Raw genomic sequence first — 15661 nt, 5'->3', positions numbered from 1 at the left:
GACGAACAGAGGCGGACACTCCGACGGTCGGGCCACTCTGGAAGATTCAAGCGTGGTCACGTCCTGACACTGTATGACTGAAAAGCTGCTTTCTTTGGTTACTTTCTTTGCAGCAGCAAAGAAAGTGACTGCCGCCCCGCACAGGGGCGAAGCTAATAAACCGATAGCAAAACAAGTTTCATAGGAGCGCAAGCGCATCAAACGGTTCAATAAACCCCAACCCCGAGCGCCAGCGGCAAACCTGTGCAAAGAAAGTGACTGCCGCCCCGCACGGGGGCGAAGCTGATAGACCAAAGCCAATACAAGTTTCATAGAAGCACGAGTGCATCAAACGGTGTAAACAACGAACACAGCACCTGCGTGCAACCCGCAAAGCAACGAACCGCAAAAGGAGCAAAACGAAAGTGCTGCTAGAGAACAAGGTAGTGATCGTGACGGGAGGCTCCCGCGGAATAGGCCGTGCGATTGCAATAGCGAGCGCGCAGGAGGGCGCGGACGTCGCGCTGAACTACTGGGGCGACAACGACAGGTCATACGGACGCATGTCGGCGGTAGAGGAAGTGGTCGCCGAGATCGAGGCGCTCGGACGGCGCGTAATCGCGATCGAGGGCAATGTCGCGGACCCCGCGACCGGAACCGAACTGGTAAAACGCACGGTACAGGCGTTCGGCCACGTCGATGTGCTCGCAAGCAACGCCGGCATCTGCCCGTTTCACGCCTTCCTCGACATGCCCCCGTCCGTCTACGAAAGCACCGTCGCGGTGAACCTGAACGGCGCGTTCTACGTGACGCAAGCGGTCGCGAACCAGATGAAGGCGCAGGGCACCGGCGGCGCGATTGTCGCGACGAGCTCTATCAGCGCGCTCGTCGGCGGTGGCATGCAGACGCACTACACGCCGACCAAAGCCGGCGTCCACTCGCTGATGCAGTCGTGCGCCATCGCGCTCGGACCGTACGGCATCCGCTGCAATTCGGTGATGCCCGGCACGATCGCGACGGACCTGAACGCCGACGACCTGTCGGACACGGAAAAACGCAAGTACATGGAAAAGCGCATTCCGCTCGGCCGTCTCGGCGCACCGGACGACGTCGCGCAATGCGTGGTCTTCCTCGCGTCGGACCGGGCACGCTATGTGACGGGCGCGTCGCTGCTCGTCGACGGCGGCCTCTTCGTCAATCTGCAGTGAACGAACTGGCCGAGTACTTGCGCAAGAGCGCGATGAAGTATTCGGCCGGCTCGCTCAGCGTTTCGTATTTGCGCCGCAGCAGGCCGAAGCCCGAGAGGCTCTTGCCGATCTCGACAGGCAGCTCGACCAGAAGATGCGCGCGCAGGTAGTCGCGCACGACGGATTCGGGCAACATCGCAACCGCGTCGCTGTTTTGCAGCAGTTGCAGCGTGGCGAAGATCGACGCGCACTCGACCACGTTCGACGGCGACGCAAGCCCGGCGCGCGCCAGTTCCTCCTCGAAGAGACCGCGCGCGGGACTCGTGATCGGCTGAAGAATCCAGGGCCATGCGATAAGCGCGTCGAGCGTCAACGGAGCCTTGCCGGCCAGCGCGTGGGAGGCCCGCACGACAAGCCGCATCGCTTCGCGCGCAAGCGGCTCGAAGTCGAAGTCGTTGTGCTGCAGCGGTGTGGTGAGACGCCCGAGCGCGAGATCGACTTCGCGGCGATGCAGCAACTGCACGACCTGATCGCTCGTCTCGCCGAGGATGCGCACGTTGAGGAGCGGCCGCTCGGACTTGAGTTCGGCTACCGCCATCGCGAGCACGTCGGGCGCCGCACCCATGATCGCGCCGACGGTGAGCTGGCCGTGGCCGCCGCGCCGCTTGCTTTCGAGGTCGGCGGCAAAGCGCGTGAGGTCGGCAAGCGAGCGGCGCGCGTAGGCGAGCGTGGCGGTGCCGAGCGGCGTCGGCTGCATGCCGCGCGCGTTGCGCTCGAAGAGCAGGAAGCCGAACGCTTCCTCGATGTCCGACAGCATGCGGCTCGCGCTCGGCTGCGCGACGTTGATCGCCTCGGCCGCCTGATGCAGGTTGCGGGCATCGTCGAGCGCGACGAGCAGCGCGAGATGCTTGAATTTCAGCCGGTTGACGAGTGCAAGCTGGGACACGTTCTGGTTCATGTGCAGTCCGCCCGGGCGATACGGTTTTGCGATCGGCCAATCCTGCAATCGGATTGTGATGTTATCGGTCGGCGAATTATAGTCGCAGCACCAAGAGCCTCATAGAGGCCGCTTCAACTACCAGAAAAAGGCAGGCCGCAATGGAGACGATTGCGTTTCGAATGACCCTCAGGCCGGGCATGCGCGATGAATACGAGCGGCGCCATCGCGAGATATGGCCCGAACTGGCCGATGCGCTGCGCGCGGCCGGCATCCGCGACTACCGGATCTTTCTCGACGAGTCCACCGGGCACCTGTTCGCGACGCTCAGCCGCGAACCGTGGCACACCATGGACGCGCTGCCTTCGCTTCCTGTCATGCGCAAATGGTGGGACGCAATGGCCGAACTGATGCTGACCCATCCCGACAACTCGCCCGAGACGACATCGCTCGTCCCTGTATTTCACCTTCCCTGAATCCACCGTTCATAGCGGCACGAGGGCACCAACATGCAGGTTGTCGATCCGCATATCCACCTGTGGGATCTGAAGACGCATCATTATCCGTGGCTTGCGAATCCGCAGACGTCGTTCGTCGGCGACGCGCGCGAGCTGAAGCACGACTACCTGATCGGTGATTTCCTGCGCGATGCAGAGGGCATCGAGGTGCTGAAGACCGTGCACGTCGACGCAAATCACGATCCCGCCGATCCGGTGGAAGAGACGCGCTGGCTGCAGTCCATTGCGGATGGCGAGGGGCGCGGCATGCCGAACGGCATCGTGGCATATGCGGACCTGTCGTCGGATCGCGCCGAAGCCGTGCTCGAAGCGCACGCGTCGTTCGCCAGCACGCGCGGTATCCGGCAGATCCTCAACACGCATCCGAAGCCGCTCTACGACTATGTGGGACGCCACTACATGCGCGAGCCGCAGTGGCGAAAGAACTTTGCGCTGCTCAGGCGCCATGCGATGTCGTTCGACCTCCAGCTCTATCCGTCGCAGATGGACGACGCGGCCGCGCTCGCCCGCGAGCATCACGACACGCAGTTCATCGTCAACCATGCGGGCATGTTCGTGGACCGCTCGTCCGTGCAGGGGTACCGCGCATGGCGCGACGGCATGCGGGCACTCGCCGCGTGTGCGAACGTCGCGGTGAAGGTGAGCGGGCTTGCGATGTTCGATCACGCGTGGACGATCGAGAGCTTGCGGCCCTACGTGCTCGAAATCATCGACACGTTCGGCAGCGAGCGCGTGATGTTCGCATCCAACTTTCCGGTCGATCGCCTCTTTGCGTCTTACGCGGCGCTATGGAAGGCGTATGCGTCGATCGTGGACGACGCGAGCGACGTCGAAAAGGAGGCACTTTTCATGCGCAATGCGGAACGCATCTACCGCATCTGACACCGGCGGAACTCAAGCGGAACTCAGGCAGGAGACAGGCATGACAGACAGCAGAACGCCGCGGCTCGAACTGCGGCATGCGAGCAAATCGTTCGGACGCGTGCGTGCGCTCGGCGACGGCAGCCTCGCGCTATGGCCCGGCGAAGTGCATGCGCTGCTCGGCGAGAACGGCGCGGGCAAGTCGACACTCGTGAAGATACTTGCAGGCGTGCATCAGCCAGACACGGGCGAGCTGCTCGTGAACGGCGTCTCCCACCGCTTCGCGAATCCGGCCGAAGCCCGCGATGCCGGGCTCGCCGTGATCTACCAGGAGCCGACGCTGTTCGCGGACCTGTCGATCGCGGAGAACATCTACATGGGCCGCCAGCCGCGCGACCGCCTGCGCCGCATCCGCTACGACGAGATGCATCGCGAGGTCGATGCGCTGCTCGCTTCGCTCGGCGTGAATCTGCGCGCGGAGCGGCTCGTGCGCGGGCTGTCGATCGCGGATCAGCAGGTGGTCGAAATCGCGAAGGCGCTGTCGCTCAACGCGAACGTGCTGATCATGGACGAGCCGACCGCTGCGCTATCGTTGCCGGAAGTTGAGCGGCTTTTTGCCATCGTGCGCGCGCTGCGCGAACGCGACGTCGCGATTCTCTTCATCACGCACCGGCTCGACGAGGTGTTCGCGCTCACGCAGCGCATGACCATCATGCGCGATGGCGCCAAGGTGTTCGACGCGCTCACCGCCGACATGACGATCGACGCGATCGTGAGCAAGATGGTCGGCCGCGATCTCGACACGTTCTATCCGAAGGCCGACGTGGCGCGAGGCGACGTGCGGCTGTCGGTGCGTGGTCTTTCGCGCGAAGGCGTATTCAGGAATGTCTCGTTCGACGTTCACGCGGGCGAGATCGTCGCGCTCGCGGGGCTCGTCGGCGCGGGGCGCAGCGAAGTGGCGCGGGCGATCTTCGGCATCGATCCGGTGGACGCGGGCACGGTCTCGATCGCGGGCAGGCCGCTCGCGCTCGGCAAGCCCGCGGCGGCGGTGCGCGCGGGCCTCGCGCTCGTGCCCGAAGACCGCCGCGCGCAGGGGCTCGCGCTCGAACTGAGCATCGCGCGCAACGCGTCGCTGACCGTGCTTGGAAGGCTGATGAAGCACGGCCTCATTTCGGCGAGAAGCGAGTCGGTGCTCGCCGCCGACTGGGGCCAGCGCCTGCGCCTGAAGGCGAGCGATCTCGATGCGCCCGTCGGCACGCTGTCAGGCGGCAATCAGCAGAAGGTGGTACTTGGCAAGTGGCTCGCGACGAACCCGAAGGTGCTGATCATCGACGAACCCACGCGCGGCATCGACGTCGGCGCCAAGGCCGAGGTGTACCGCACGCTCGCGGAACTGGTGCGCGACGGCATGGCGGTGCTGATGATTTCGAGCGAACTGCCCGAAGTGCTCGGCATGGCCGACCGCGTGCTCGTGATGCACGAAGGCCGCATCAGCGCCGACATCGCGCGCGCCGAGGCGAACGAGGAACGGGTGATGAGCGCCGCACTGGGCGCGTCGCCGCATACGCTGGGGCGCGCAGCATGACACGACACTCATCCGCCATGCCCGCGATGCACGCGCCCAAGCACAAGCGGCACAACCTCCTCGCCGGCCTCGTGAAAAGCCGCGAGACCACGCTTCTCGTCGTGCTGATCGCGCTCGTCGCCGCGACCGCCGCCGTCAAGCCCGGCTTCCTGAACTTGCAGAACCTGCGCGACGTGCTGCTCAACGTGTCGATCATCGGCCTGCTCACGGCGGGCATGACGGTCGTGATGCTGATGCGGCACATTGACCTGTCGGTGGCGTCCATCGTCGGCGTGAGCGCGTATGCGGTGGGCAGGCTCTTCGTGATGTTCCCGCAGATGCCGGTTCCCGTCGCGATGCTCGCGGGCATCGGCATCGGGCTCGCGATCGGCGCGGTGAACGGTGCGCTCGTCACGTTCGGGCGCGTGCCGTCGCTCGTCGCGACGCTTTCCATGCTCTACATCGTGCGCGGCGCCGACTATGCGTGGGTCCACGGCGGCCAGATCAACGCCACGAGCCTGCCCGATGCCTTCGCGCTCATCGCGACCGGGTCGCTCTTCGGCGTGCCGAATCTCGTGCTGATCGCGCTCGTCGTGCTCGCCGCGCTCGCGGTGTATCTGAAGCAGTATCGCGGCGGACGCGAGCATTACGCAATCGGCTCGAATCCCGAGGCCGCACGGCTCGCGGGGATACGCGTCGAGCGGCGCGTGATGATCGGCTTCCTGTTGTCCGGCGCGATCGCGGGGCTGGCCGGCGTGCTGTGGCTCGCGCGCTTCGGCACCGTCGATGCGAGCACGGCGAAGGGCATCGAGTTGCAGGTCGTGGCGGCCGCCGTCGTCGGCAGCGTGGCGATCACGGGCGGCGTGGGCACGGTGATGGGCGCGACGCTCGGCGCGCTCGTGCTCGGCGTGATCAACATCGCGCTCGTCGTGCTGCGCGTGTCGCCGTTCTGGCAGCAGGCCATCCAGGGCGCGCTGATCGTCGCGGCGATCACGCTCGATACGATGCTGGCGCGCTCCGTCGCCCGGCGCATGATGAGGAAACGCGATCATGGCTAAACCCGATTCTGCCCTGTCCACGACCCGGCGCCGTCACCTGCAATGGGAGGCGATGCTCGTGATCGTGCTCGCCGTCTCGCTCATCGGCGGGCGCGTGCTCTCGCCGATGTTCCTCTCCGGCGCGAACCTCTCGAACATGCTCGCCGACTTCACCGAGATCGCACTCATCGCGCTGCCGATGACGCTCATCATCGTCGCAGCCGAGATCGACCTGTCGGTGGCGTCGGTGCTCGGCGCATCGAGCGCGCTGATGGGCGTGCTCTGGCACATGGGCCTGCCCATGCCGCTCGTGATCGCCATCGTGCTCGTGGCCGGCACGCTCGCGGGGCTCGTGAACGGGCTCGTGATCGTGCGCTTCAACCTGCCGTCGCTTGCGGTCACGATCGGCACGCTCGCGCTCTTTCGCGGGCTCGCCTACGTGCTGCTCGGCGATCAGGCCGTCGCGGACTTTCCCGCGGCGTACACAGCCTTCGGCATCGAGACGATCGCGGCCACGTTCCTGCCGATGCCGTTCATCCTCGTGATCATCGGCGCGATCGTCTTCACGGTGCTGCTGCAGGCGACGCCGTTCGGCCGCAGCCTCTACGCGATCGGCGCGAACCCGGTGGCCGCGCAGTTCTCCGGCATCGACGTCGCGAAAACGAAACTCAGGCTCTTCATGCTGTCGGGCGCGATGGCGGCGCTCGCGGGCGTCGTGTACACGCTGCGCTTCACGAGCGCGCGCGGCGACAACGGCGAAGGCTTCGAGCTGTCGGTGATCGCGGCGGTGCTGTTCGGCGGCGTGAGCATCTTCGGCGGACGCGGCTCGATGATCGGCGTGCTGCTGTCGCTCCTCATCATCGGCGTGCTGCGCAACGCGCTGACGCTCGCCGACGTATCGAGCGAGACGCTCACCATCGTGACCGGCGCACTGCTGCTCTCGTCGGTGCTGATTCCGAATCTCGTCGCGCGCTGGCGGGCGACGCGCGAAAAACGCTTGATGACCCAGACGCTGTAACGACGTTTTCATAACCGGCGCGGCGAGGTCTTCGTCAGGAGAGACGCCCGCGCGACATAAGGAGACTCAGCACATGTTCAAACCATTTCGATGCGGCCGCGCCACGGTGCTCGCGGCCGCGCTCCTCGCCGCGAGCGTCGCGATGAGCGCGAGCGCGGCCGATATCAAGAGCGGCCTCAAGATCGCCTTCGTGCCGAAGCAGATCAACAACCCCTACGAGGTGATCGCGGACGACGGCGGCATGGCCGCCATCAAGGAGATGGGCGGGCAGGGCAAGGTGGTGGGACCGTCGGACGCGGGCGCATCCTCGCAGGTGTCGTACATCAACACGCTCATCACGCAGAGGCAGGATGCCGTCGTGATCGCCGCGAACGACGCGAACGCGGTCGTGCCGTACCTGAAGAAGGCGATGTCGCAGGGCATCAAAGTCGTGACCTTCGACTCCGATACCGCGCCCGACGGCCGCCAGATCTTCGTCAACCAGGCCGATTCGGAATCGATCGGACGCGGGCAGATCCAGTTGCTGTCGAAGCTCGTCGGCGGCGAGGGCGAGTTCGCGATTCTTTCCGCCACCCCGAACGCGACGAACCAGAACACCTGGATCAAGTGGATGCAGGAGGAGCTGAAGAAGCCCGAGTACGCGAAGCTCAAGCTCGTGAAGATCGCCTACGGCAACGACGACGACCAGAAGTCGTTCGTCGAGACGCAGGGGCTTTTGCAGGCGTATCCGAACCTGAAGGGAATCGTGGCGCCGACGTCCGTGGGGATTGCGGCTGCGGCGCGGTATATCTCGTCGTCGCCGGCGAAGGGCAAGGTCGTCGTGACCGGGCTCGGCACGCCGAACCAGATGCGCGCGTTCGTCAAGAACGGCACCGTGAAGGCGTTCCAGCTGTGGGACCCGGGCCAGCTCGGCTACCTCGCCGCTTTTGCCGCGGCCAATCTCGCCTCGGGCACGATCACCGGCAAGGAAGGTGATTCGTTCGAGGCGGGCAAGCTCGGCAAGCGCACCGTCGGCAAAAGCGGTGAAGTGATCCTCGGGCCGCCGACCACCTTCGATAGCGCGAACATCGACAAATTCAACTTCTGATTCCAGCGCTTCAACATGAGACACACGGCGCCCTTCGGGGCGTGGTGTATCTCATGCGGCGCCGCGCGCCGATGAAGCGCCGAAAAAGCCTTGCCGATCAGCGCGTTGGCGGCGTCGCGCAATAGCTATCCACAGGTCTGTGCACAGAAATTGTGGACAACTCCGTGCGAACTACCGTGCCGTCATTTCACCGTAGTGCCGTCGCGCAGCACCTGGATCGCTGTGGCGGAGACGAACTGGGCGCGCACGGTATCGCCGGTTTTCAGGCCGTCGAGCGAAACATCGGGCGACAGTTCGAACACCTCCGTGCGGCTCGGCCCGCGCAGTGTGATGAGCCGTTTCTTCGTATCGATCTTCTGAATCGTCGCGAGAATCTCGACGCTGCGCGCGGTTGCCGTCACGCCGCCCGAGGCGGGGATGGTGGCCTCCGTCTCGATTCGCTCGCGGATTCCGTTCGACTTGACCTTCGTCGCGCGCACGAGCAGCGCATTGCGGTACTGGATGTTGACCGTGTCGCCGATGCGAAGCTTCTTCACATCGCCGACCTCGGGATTCACGGCGACCTCGACGACCCGGCCCTGCGGCCCTCGCAAGGAAACGCTGTTGGTCGCAGCGTCGATGCCGACGACGTGAGCCTGCACTTGCGCCACGGCGGCAGCGCCTACTCCCTGCGCGCCGGAGGCCGCCGCGTCCTGCGCGAATGCCGGCTGCGAAAGCGCGATGGCGAAGAGCGCGGCGGCCGCGCTTTTCACGAGGCGCGCGTGCGTGTCGCGTGGATGGATTGAATGTGGCATGCGTTGCTCCTTCAGTGAGTGTGGGATGACTTGCGGCGCGAACCTAGCGCCGTGACTTCGACAAGAGATGGCCGAGGCCGAGATTGGTCGCGATCTGCCAGACATAGACACGTGAATAGCGCACGCCGTATCTGCTTTCGATCACCGAGCGCAGGCGCCCATTGGTCCACGCGTCGCTCTCGAAACCGTGCTCGCGCGCCGATCCCCGGAGGGCGGCGGCGATCCACGCCAGCGCCTCCTGATCGAGCACGGACGCACGCCCGCCGACGCCCATCTTCTGCAATGCTTCCAGTCCTCCGGCCGATACGATCGCCTGATAGCGCTTCACGGTTTGTATCGACAGATGCAGTTGCTCGGCGACGGCTTCGACCGATGCGCCGTCGAGCAGCATCCGGCCCGCGGTCATTCTTCGTACGACGCTTGGAAGGTTTTCTGGTCGGGAAAGCATCGGCGCACTCATCTTGGTGATCGCAAGAATGCGGGGCGTTGCCGTGCCGCGTGGCCGGTCCGTGTGCCTGCCGATGAACAGGAAGGCAGGCGCCGGCACGGCTCGCGCCAGTCAACTCGAATGCGTTGCGTGGCCGGTCCGCGCGCTGCTTTTGTGTTGTAGCGCCGATGGGGAAGCGCCGCTGCATGAGAACTGCCCTGCGATACAAGCGCTTTTTATGCATACGAGTTACCCGAAAAAACTCGTCTGGTCGATATACCGATGCCGGCTTTCAGGAAGGTACCAATAAACGTTTTTGCGCGGAATTTGGGTAATTCATCGGTAAATTTTTTTCTTGAATTTTTACCGCCATTTGACTATGGAGCTAAGCCTTTAATGTAATTGCACCAGAAACAAACCTGTATCCTGTAACGGACATCCCTTTCGTTGCGATTTTGCGTGCGCCTGAAAATTGTGCTTGGCACGCGTAATAAACGTTTGCTAGCATTCGTAAAAAGTTGAAGTAAGCAAGTTATAAGGCGTGTCGGCTCGTGCCGAACACGCCGGACACATCGATCCCGCCTGGGGCCGCGTACGGCTCGCTGGCGCCGCAGTCCACCACGTTTTTCCGAGGAACGTGCATGGCCGCTATCTTTTTACTGGCATTTAGCTAGTTTCTATTTCTCGTCGCTTTCCGGCTGACGTACAGGCCGGGTTCGACGTGCAAGCCCGAATTCGACAGTTTTATTTGCGTGCCTCATTCGAGGCCGGGCGAACTCGCGCGCCTTCTTCATTCGCATCGAAAGCCAATGCGAATGGCACGCCTCGCGCTGCTCAGACGATATCGACGGAGTGCATTGCGATGATAAAGAAGCGCCGAATAAAAAGGATTCGCGCGTCGGCCTGTTTCCTGTTCGGAATTGCCGATGCAAATGCACGAGGCGTCGCCGCCAGGGTCAATAACCGGCTTTCAGCGACGTCATTGTTTAACGCGTTCGTCGGGCCTCATTCGTGGCGGGTACTGTCCGTGTTCAGCGTGTTCGCGGGACCGGACATGATCTTCGGCAGACAGGCGAAGAGGTCCACATGAAATGCATGAAGGCAGTTGCGCCGCGTGCGGTATGCGGGCTGCCGATCGCTGAGGCGGTGCCCGCGCAGGCGACGGAAGGCGGCATCGGCCGGCCGATCACCGGCATGGAGGTGACGCCGTATGCGGCCGTCGTTCCGCCGACTTCCGGCTGCGCTGGGCGAACGAATGCGAAGCGCACGCCCGGCCCAGGGGCAACGCCGTTCAGTCGTCCGTCAGCGCGACGTACGAGTGAGAAGCCGCGCGCCCCGCGATGAACCTGCTTAAGAGAAAGGAGTCATGTCATGGATGCCACGATCACCGAGCGCATCATCCGCGTACTGGCCCGCGCCGCCGCGAACGAAGGCATGCTGCCCTACGTGCGGTTCCATGCGATGTTCGAGCGCACGGTGCCGCTCACCGAGCGCTACCGCGCGCTGGAGGCGGCGGTGCGTTCGCTCGGGGATGTCGCGTCGGTGGACTACGGCGTGCTGCTTGCCTGCGACAACGGCCTGCCGGGCATCGAGTTTTTCCAGCGCTTTCGCAAGTACCGGGCGGCCGAGTATGCGGCGGTCGTCGGGGCGTGGCCGGTCAGCCAGCCGACGATGAAGCAAAAGCGCGCAATCGCGTCGATGGAGCGCGCGCGGGTGTACGAGCATGCGCGCGAGCGTGCCGAAAAGGCATGCGCCTAGGACGCGGGTGCGCACGTCTCACGCACCGTCACCGGCGCGGCTGCCGCCCATGCGCAACGCGGCTTGCTCTGAACCCGCTTCTCTGAATTCCGTCTCCGGACCCGATCGGGCGCTCGCCGGGCATCGAGCCTGTAACGGCTTCTATACCCGATAGAACTCGATATCCTGCCCCGCATGGACCGCACGCTTGAGCCATTCGGGCATGTCGCCCTTGCCGTCCCATGTGTCGCCGCTCGCATTCCTGAACGCGGGCGTCTCGCCTGCGCCGGCGCCGCCGACGGGCATGGAAGGCAGTTGCGGCATCGTCCGCTTCGTGCCGTTGGTCTTCAGGGGAACGGGGGCCGCCTGCGCGGGCGCTTCGGCCAGTGCTTCGGCCAGCGCTGATTCGGTAATGCCAAACTCAGCCATGCGGCTGCGCAAATAGGCAATGATGCTGTCTCGCTTTCTTTCGTCCACGGCTGTCCTGATTCAGCTTTTTACTTTCTGGAAGGCGAACCGATATCCCGCGCGGACCGGGGCGGTTCGATGAATTGAATGAGTTTTACAAAGCGTGGCGCGTGGCGAACCGCGCGTCAATTAGTGTAATACCGCAAACGCCGATTTGCCCGAATCGGGCGGCCACGGCGGCATGGCGCTTTGGAGCACGGCTGGCGGGGTGTTGCAGGGATGTCTACGTAAGGGTGCTTTTACGAAATCCGGAAACCCGGCCGGCCGTGCGAAAACGCTTCAAGACCTCAATAGGCGCTATTGTATGCCGCGTATTGGCATGCCGCGTATTGTAAGCGCTAAATCATTCACTCTAGCGATTATGTTGTTCTCCCGGCAATTCGGCGCCATGTGCACGAATGGCCGCAATCAATTCCGCGGAGGTAATTTCATGGCGCACCTCGCGATGAATTCCCGCTTTTCGCTCGTCGATTTCGATGAGGAGAACGGCCTTGCCGTCGGCGGCCGGTTCCAGACGCAGCGTACGCACTTCCTGACCGGATGCTTCATCGCGCTCCGTCAGCAAGGTCATCGATCCTGTGGCGGTACTTCTGAGCATCTGCATTCTCCCATCGGTGTCCGATTTCATTGTTGTTGTCGCCGGCCGGCCGTGCACAAAAAACGTGCGCGGCAGCCGCGCGTCCCGTAGAGGCAGCCGGCAGGCCGTGCCGGCGGTTTCATTATTGCTTGCCAAAACTCCGCGCGTCCAGCATCGCGCGCCTTAGCGGGCGGCGGCGAGCGCCCGGTGCGCGTTCGCGGTGATCTCGAAGGAACGCAGGCGCGCCGCGTGATCGAAGATCTGCGCGGTCACGATCAGTTCGTCCGCCTGCGTCTGCTCGATGAGCGACGCGAGGCCCGCTTCCACCTGTGCCTGATCCCCGATCACCGAGCACGCGAGCGAATGCTCGACGCCCGCGCGTTCCGCCTCCGACCACGCGAGGTTTCGCGCGGGCGGCGGCAACTGGCCGGGCGTACCGCGTCGCAGATTGACGAATTGTTGTTGCAGCGATGTGAACAGGAGCTCGGCGTCGTCGGTGCTGTCGGCGGCGAAGACGTTGACGCCGACCATCGCGTAGGGGCGCTCGAGCGACTTCGACGGCCTGAACTGCGCGCGATAGACCTGCAGCGCGGTCAGCAGATAGTCGGGCGCGAAGTGCGATGCGAACGCGAACGGCAGGCCGAGCGCGGCGGCGAGCTGCGCGCTGAAGAGCGACGAGCCGAGCAGCCAGATCGGCACGTTCAGGCCGGCGCCCGGCACGGCGCGCACGCGCTGGCCTTCGACCGGCTCGGCGAAATACCGCTGCAGCTCGACGACGTCGTCGGGGAACGTGTCGGCGCTGCCTTGCAGGTCGCGGCGCAGCGCGCGGGCGGTGGTCTGGTCGGTGCCCGGCGCGCGGCCGAGGCCGAGGTCGATGCGTCCCGGATACAGCGACGCGAGCGTGCCGAACTGCTCGGCGATCACGAGCGGCGCGTGGTTCGGCAGCATGACGCCGCCCGAGCCGACGCGGATGGTCTTCGTGCCGCCCGCGATATGGCCGATCACGACCGACGTCGCGGCGCTCGCGATGCCCGTCATGTTGTGATGCTCGGCGAGCCAGTAGCGCAAAAAGCCCCAGCGCTCCGCGTGCTGCGCCAGATCGAGCGAATGGCGGAACGCGTCGGCGGCTGTTGCGCCCGCGGGGATGGGGGACAGGTCTAGAACGGAGAAGGGGATCATTGCGGCTTCCGGAAGCGTTGTGACAACGCATGCTTAAAAGCCGATTGTGCCGAAACTGGCGAAATCGTGCCCGCTACACGGGCGGTAGGGTTATTCGGCGCGCGTGAAGGGCGCACCTGCGCCGATGACGTTTTCGGGTAAAAGCAGGGACGGGTGACGGACCGGCGCGCAGCGTCAGAGAAGACGCGGATAGCCGAGCGCGACGGCCTCGCGCTCGATGGCAAGGATCGACGTGTAGTCGTCGGCGGGAAGACGGACGAACCCGCGCAGCTTCAGTCGCTGCGCGAGCGCGGGATCGTCGCGCACGGCGTGATCGAGCGCGTCGGCGAGCCGGGCGACATCACCGGCCGCCACCGCATTCGACGTGATGAACGGCAATCCTGGCGCGTCGCCGGTGAAGCCGATCACCCGCACGCCGTTGGCGAGCTCGGGCAAATGCTCGCGCACGAACGCGAAGGTCACGCAATCGATCGCGGCGACGTCGGCGCTGCGATCGATTGCGAGCGCCCGCAGCGACGCGAGGTGTCCGCCCGTCCGCGTCACGGAGGCAAAGAACGGCCGAGCGCGGGCGAGCGGCGCGACGGCGGCGCGAAAGAGGTTCATGCCGCTGTTCGAATCGTCGTCGTTATAGGCGGCGCGCAGGCCGCGGCAGGCGTCGAGCGACGGCGCGTCCACGTGCGCGCCCGTCACCAGCACGCTGCGATAGCGGCCGGGCGCGCAGCCGTCGATGTCGAACGCCGGCGTCGCGACGACCTGCACGCGGCCGGCGAGCGCATGCACGAGCGGATAGCCGCAGGTCTGTGAGAGCAGCAGATCGGGGCGCAGCCAGAACGCGGCGAGCGGGCCGTCCGGCTCGACGATCGACAGCGTGTCGCCGCGCGCCGCCAGCCAGCCGGCAAGCCGCGCCTCTGCGCGGCCGAGCAGCGCGCGCCAGTCGGCGGCGAGCGCGGGGCTCGCGTTGTACATCGGCAAGGCGGCGATCCAGTTCATGGCATGGCGTGGGTGGGTCGGCGCGCAGACTTCAATATCAGCCGGTGAGCCGCGCGGAGTCGTCGTTCCAGGCGGCCTGCGATGCGTTGACTGCCTGGCGCCGGTGCAGCGCAGTCAACGGGCGCGACGCGGCGACGGCCATCGGTTCCGCCGCGAACGCCGGCACGGCACGTCCGTGCGCACCGGCCGCCGGGCGCGGGGAAAGCGCATGCAGCGGATGCACGGCCGGAGCGACCTCGCGCATCGCATAGCGCGCGGCCCACTCGCCGTACCCGCGCACGATGAAGCCGCCGTTGCGCGCGAGATACCCGTCGCGCCGCCGATGATAAACCGTCGCGAGCGCGAACCACGGCACGCCCGGCAGGTCGTGGTGCACCGCGTGATAGTTGTTGTTCAGAAAGAGCAGGCGCCACGGCCACGCGGCCTCGTTGATGACGGTGCGCTCGGGCGCGTCAGCGGCGGCGCGGTGTTCGTGAAACGAGCGCACGGCGCCGAGCGCGAGCGCCGGATAGCCGACGCCGAACACGAACGCGTACCAGGGAATCGCGCAGCGCTCGTCGAGCCAGTACGCGAGCGCGGCAAGCGCCGTGAGGTGCAGCGTCCAGCTCGCCGCGACGCGCATGTCGCCGCGCCGGATCGAAACGGCCGCGTCGCGCAGCGCGCCGGCGATCGAAAACCACGGACCGAGCAGGACGCGCCCGAGCAGCGTATTGCGCGCCGACAGCAGGCGCCGCAGCAGCGGGCCGGCGTCGTTCCACCGTTGCGGCGACACGAAATAGCTCTCGGGGTCGCGCTCGGGATCGGTCAGGTGAGCGTCGTCGTGATGGCGCAGGTGCGAGTCGCGGTACACCGCGTACGGAAACCACACCGCGAGCGGCGCCACGCCAAAGAGGGCGTTGACGAGGGGAAAGCGCGTCGGATGCCCGTGCAGCAGTTCGTGCTGCAGCGACATGTACCAGCACGACAGCACCGCCATTGCCGCGAGCGCGAGCGGCAGGCCGAGCGTGCGCGCGCCGAGCGCGGCGCCGAACCAGCCGCCGTAGATCGCCGCGATCAGGAGCCACGTCGGCCATTGGCTGCGCCAGCGCCACGACAGGCGCATGCGCTGGATCTGCTGGCGTTGTGCGTCGTCGAGATAGAAGGACATGGGCGCGTCGTGACATGGCGAGCCCAAATGGTAGCCGCGGGTGTTGCGCGTCCCAACCAACGAATCCCGCTAACCATGTGCGTGCGGGAGGAATCGCGGCCGCCGCGCCGACCCCACGCCCCACGCCCCGCGCCCCCGCCGCCCGCGCCCCCGC

General features: G+C 65.4%; 17 protein-coding genes. 8 read left to right on the top strand and 9 right to left on the bottom strand.

The window, feature by feature from the left end; translation table 11 throughout:
* A partial coding sequence (locus BG61_RS43760; protein WP_206540630.1) for a hypothetical protein occupies positions 1 to 312 on the bottom strand: 312 nt, incomplete at its 3' end.
* A gap of 92 nt (positions 313 to 404) precedes the next feature.
* Between BG61_RS43760 and BG61_RS35925 the strand changes: the two genes are divergently transcribed.
* Entirely contained in the window at positions 405 to 1187 is a 783-nt protein-coding gene (locus BG61_RS35925) for an L-rhamnose 1-dehydrogenase Lra1 (protein WP_035935863.1), read from the top strand.
* Here BG61_RS35925 and BG61_RS35920 read toward each other — a convergent pair.
* Entirely contained in the window at positions 1174 to 2124 is a 951-nt protein-coding gene (locus BG61_RS35920; RefSeq protein ID WP_035935898.1) for a LysR family transcriptional regulator, read from the bottom strand. The two genes, BG61_RS35925 and BG61_RS35920, sit on opposite strands and share 14 nt — an antisense overlap.
* A gap of 140 nt (positions 2125 to 2264) precedes the next feature.
* Here BG61_RS35920 and BG61_RS35915 point away from each other — a divergent pair, with 140 nt between their 5' ends.
* The 6 genes from BG61_RS35915 (at position 2265) to rhaS (ending at position 8188) form a co-directional block, all read left to right on the top strand.
* On the top strand, positions 2265 to 2579 hold the full coding sequence (locus BG61_RS35915) for an L-rhamnose mutarotase (RefSeq protein ID WP_035935866.1): 315 nt from the start codon (positions 2265 to 2267) through the stop codon (positions 2577 to 2579).
* Positions 2580 to 2612: 33 nt separating this feature from the next.
* A complete protein-coding gene (locus BG61_RS35910) occupies positions 2613 to 3503 on the top strand; it encodes an amidohydrolase family protein (RefSeq protein WP_035935868.1) in 891 nt (296 codons plus the stop codon).
* Between the two features lie 40 nt (positions 3504 to 3543).
* Complete coding sequence (locus BG61_RS35905; protein ID WP_035935870.1) at positions 3544 to 5067, top strand: sugar ABC transporter ATP-binding protein; 1524 nt, start codon at positions 3544 to 3546, stop codon at positions 5065 to 5067.
* Positions 5064 to 6104 (top strand): ABC transporter permease, encoded by a 1041-nt coding sequence (locus tag BG61_RS35900; RefSeq protein ID WP_035935873.1) that lies wholly within the window; start codon positions 5064 to 5066, stop codon positions 6102 to 6104. Before BG61_RS35905 ends, BG61_RS35900 begins: the two co-directional genes overlap by 4 nt.
* Positions 6097 to 7101 (top strand): ABC transporter permease, encoded by a 1005-nt coding sequence (locus BG61_RS35895; protein ID WP_035935876.1) that lies wholly within the window; start codon positions 6097 to 6099, stop codon positions 7099 to 7101. The genes BG61_RS35900 and BG61_RS35895 overlap by 8 nt, the downstream gene beginning before the upstream one ends.
* A gap of 73 nt (positions 7102 to 7174) precedes the next feature.
* Complete coding sequence (gene rhaS / locus BG61_RS35890) at positions 7175 to 8188, top strand: rhamnose ABC transporter substrate-binding protein (RefSeq protein ID WP_035935879.1); 1014 nt, start codon at positions 7175 to 7177, stop codon at positions 8186 to 8188.
* 182 nt (positions 8189 to 8370) lie between these two features.
* Here the strand turns inward: rhaS and BG61_RS35885 are convergent, their stop codons facing one another.
* A complete protein-coding gene (locus BG61_RS35885) occupies positions 8371 to 8982 on the bottom strand; it encodes a copper-binding protein (RefSeq protein WP_081868303.1) in 612 nt (203 codons plus the stop codon).
* 43 nt (positions 8983 to 9025) lie between these two features.
* Positions 9026 to 9430, bottom strand: coding sequence for a helix-turn-helix domain-containing protein (locus BG61_RS35880; protein WP_035935903.1), 405 nt, complete (start codon positions 9428 to 9430; stop codon positions 9026 to 9028).
* A 1350-nt stretch (positions 9431 to 10780) separates the two neighbouring features.
* Here BG61_RS35880 and BG61_RS35870 point away from each other — a divergent pair.
* Complete coding sequence (locus BG61_RS35870) at positions 10781 to 11167, top strand: hypothetical protein (RefSeq protein ID WP_035935884.1); 387 nt, start codon at positions 10781 to 10783, stop codon at positions 11165 to 11167.
* A gap of 141 nt (positions 11168 to 11308) precedes the next feature.
* Here the strand turns inward: BG61_RS35870 and BG61_RS35865 are convergent, their stop codons facing one another.
* The 5 genes from BG61_RS35865 to BG61_RS35845 all read right to left on the bottom strand — a co-directional run bounded on the left by BG61_RS35865 (position 11309) and on the right by BG61_RS35845 (position 15507).
* On the bottom strand, positions 11309 to 11623 hold the full coding sequence (locus BG61_RS35865) for an H-NS family nucleoid-associated regulatory protein (RefSeq protein WP_035935887.1): 315 nt from the start codon (positions 11621 to 11623) through the stop codon (positions 11309 to 11311).
* 343 nt (positions 11624 to 11966) lie between these two features.
* A complete protein-coding gene (locus BG61_RS35860) occupies positions 11967 to 12218 on the bottom strand; it encodes a hypothetical protein (protein ID WP_370818085.1) in 252 nt (83 codons plus the stop codon).
* Positions 12219 to 12374: 156 nt separating this feature from the next.
* A complete protein-coding gene (locus tag BG61_RS35855) occupies positions 12375 to 13370 on the bottom strand; it encodes a luciferase-like monooxygenase (RefSeq protein WP_035935890.1) in 996 nt (331 codons plus the stop codon).
* Positions 13371 to 13544: 174 nt separating this feature from the next.
* Positions 13545 to 14360 carry a phosphate/phosphite/phosphonate ABC transporter substrate-binding protein gene (locus BG61_RS35850; protein ID WP_035935892.1) on the bottom strand — a complete coding sequence of 272 codons (816 nt, stop codon included), beginning with the start codon at positions 14358 to 14360 and terminating at the stop codon, positions 13545 to 13547.
* A 37-nt stretch (positions 14361 to 14397) separates the two neighbouring features.
* Positions 14398 to 15507, bottom strand: coding sequence for a fatty acid desaturase (locus BG61_RS35845; protein WP_035935895.1), 1110 nt, complete (start codon positions 15505 to 15507; stop codon positions 14398 to 14400).
* Between the last annotated feature and the right edge of the window lie 154 nt (positions 15508 to 15661).

The organism is Caballeronia glathei (assembly GCF_000698595.1).
GTDB lineage: Bacteria > Pseudomonadota > Gammaproteobacteria > Burkholderiales > Burkholderiaceae > Caballeronia > Caballeronia glathei.
The sequence above is the reverse complement of the archived record's forward strand: the minus strand, read 5'-3'. Positions and strand labels throughout refer to the sequence as shown.

Coding starts and splice junctions, on each gene's coding strand:
- BG61_RS35920 (WP_035935898.1), bottom strand. CDS start 2,124: ATGAACCAGAACGTGTCCCAGCTTGCACTCGTCAACCGGCTGAAATTC.
- BG61_RS35915 (WP_035935866.1), top strand. CDS start 2,265: ATGGAGACGATTGCGTTTCGAATGACCCTCAGGCCGGGCATGCGCGAT.
- BG61_RS35910 (WP_035935868.1), top strand. CDS start 2,613: ATGCAGGTTGTCGATCCGCATATCCACCTGTGGGATCTGAAGACGCAT.
- BG61_RS35905 (WP_035935870.1), top strand. CDS start 3,544: ATGACAGACAGCAGAACGCCGCGGCTCGAACTGCGGCATGCGAGCAAA.
- BG61_RS35900 (WP_035935873.1), top strand. CDS start 5,064: ATGACACGACACTCATCCGCCATGCCCGCGATGCACGCGCCCAAGCAC.
- BG61_RS35895 (WP_035935876.1), top strand. CDS start 6,097: ATGGCTAAACCCGATTCTGCCCTGTCCACGACCCGGCGCCGTCACCTG.
- rhaS (WP_035935879.1), top strand. CDS start 7,175: ATGTTCAAACCATTTCGATGCGGCCGCGCCACGGTGCTCGCGGCCGCG.
- BG61_RS35885 (WP_081868303.1), bottom strand. CDS start 8,982: ATGCCACATTCAATCCATCCACGCGACACGCACGCGCGCCTCGTGAAA.
- BG61_RS35880 (WP_035935903.1), bottom strand. CDS start 9,430: ATGCTTTCCCGACCAGAAAACCTTCCAAGCGTCGTACGAAGAATGACC.
- BG61_RS35870 (WP_035935884.1), top strand. CDS start 10,781: ATGGATGCCACGATCACCGAGCGCATCATCCGCGTACTGGCCCGCGCC.
- BG61_RS35860 (WP_370818085.1), bottom strand. CDS start 12,218: ATGCAGATGCTCAGAAGTACCGCCACAGGATCGATGACCTTGCTGACG.
- BG61_RS35855 (WP_035935890.1), bottom strand. CDS start 13,370: ATGATCCCCTTCTCCGTTCTAGACCTGTCCCCCATCCCCGCGGGCGCA.
- BG61_RS35850 (WP_035935892.1), bottom strand. CDS start 14,360: ATGAACTGGATCGCCGCCTTGCCGATGTACAACGCGAGCCCCGCGCTC.
- BG61_RS35845 (WP_035935895.1), bottom strand. CDS start 15,507: ATGTCCTTCTATCTCGACGACGCACAACGCCAGCAGATCCAGCGCATG.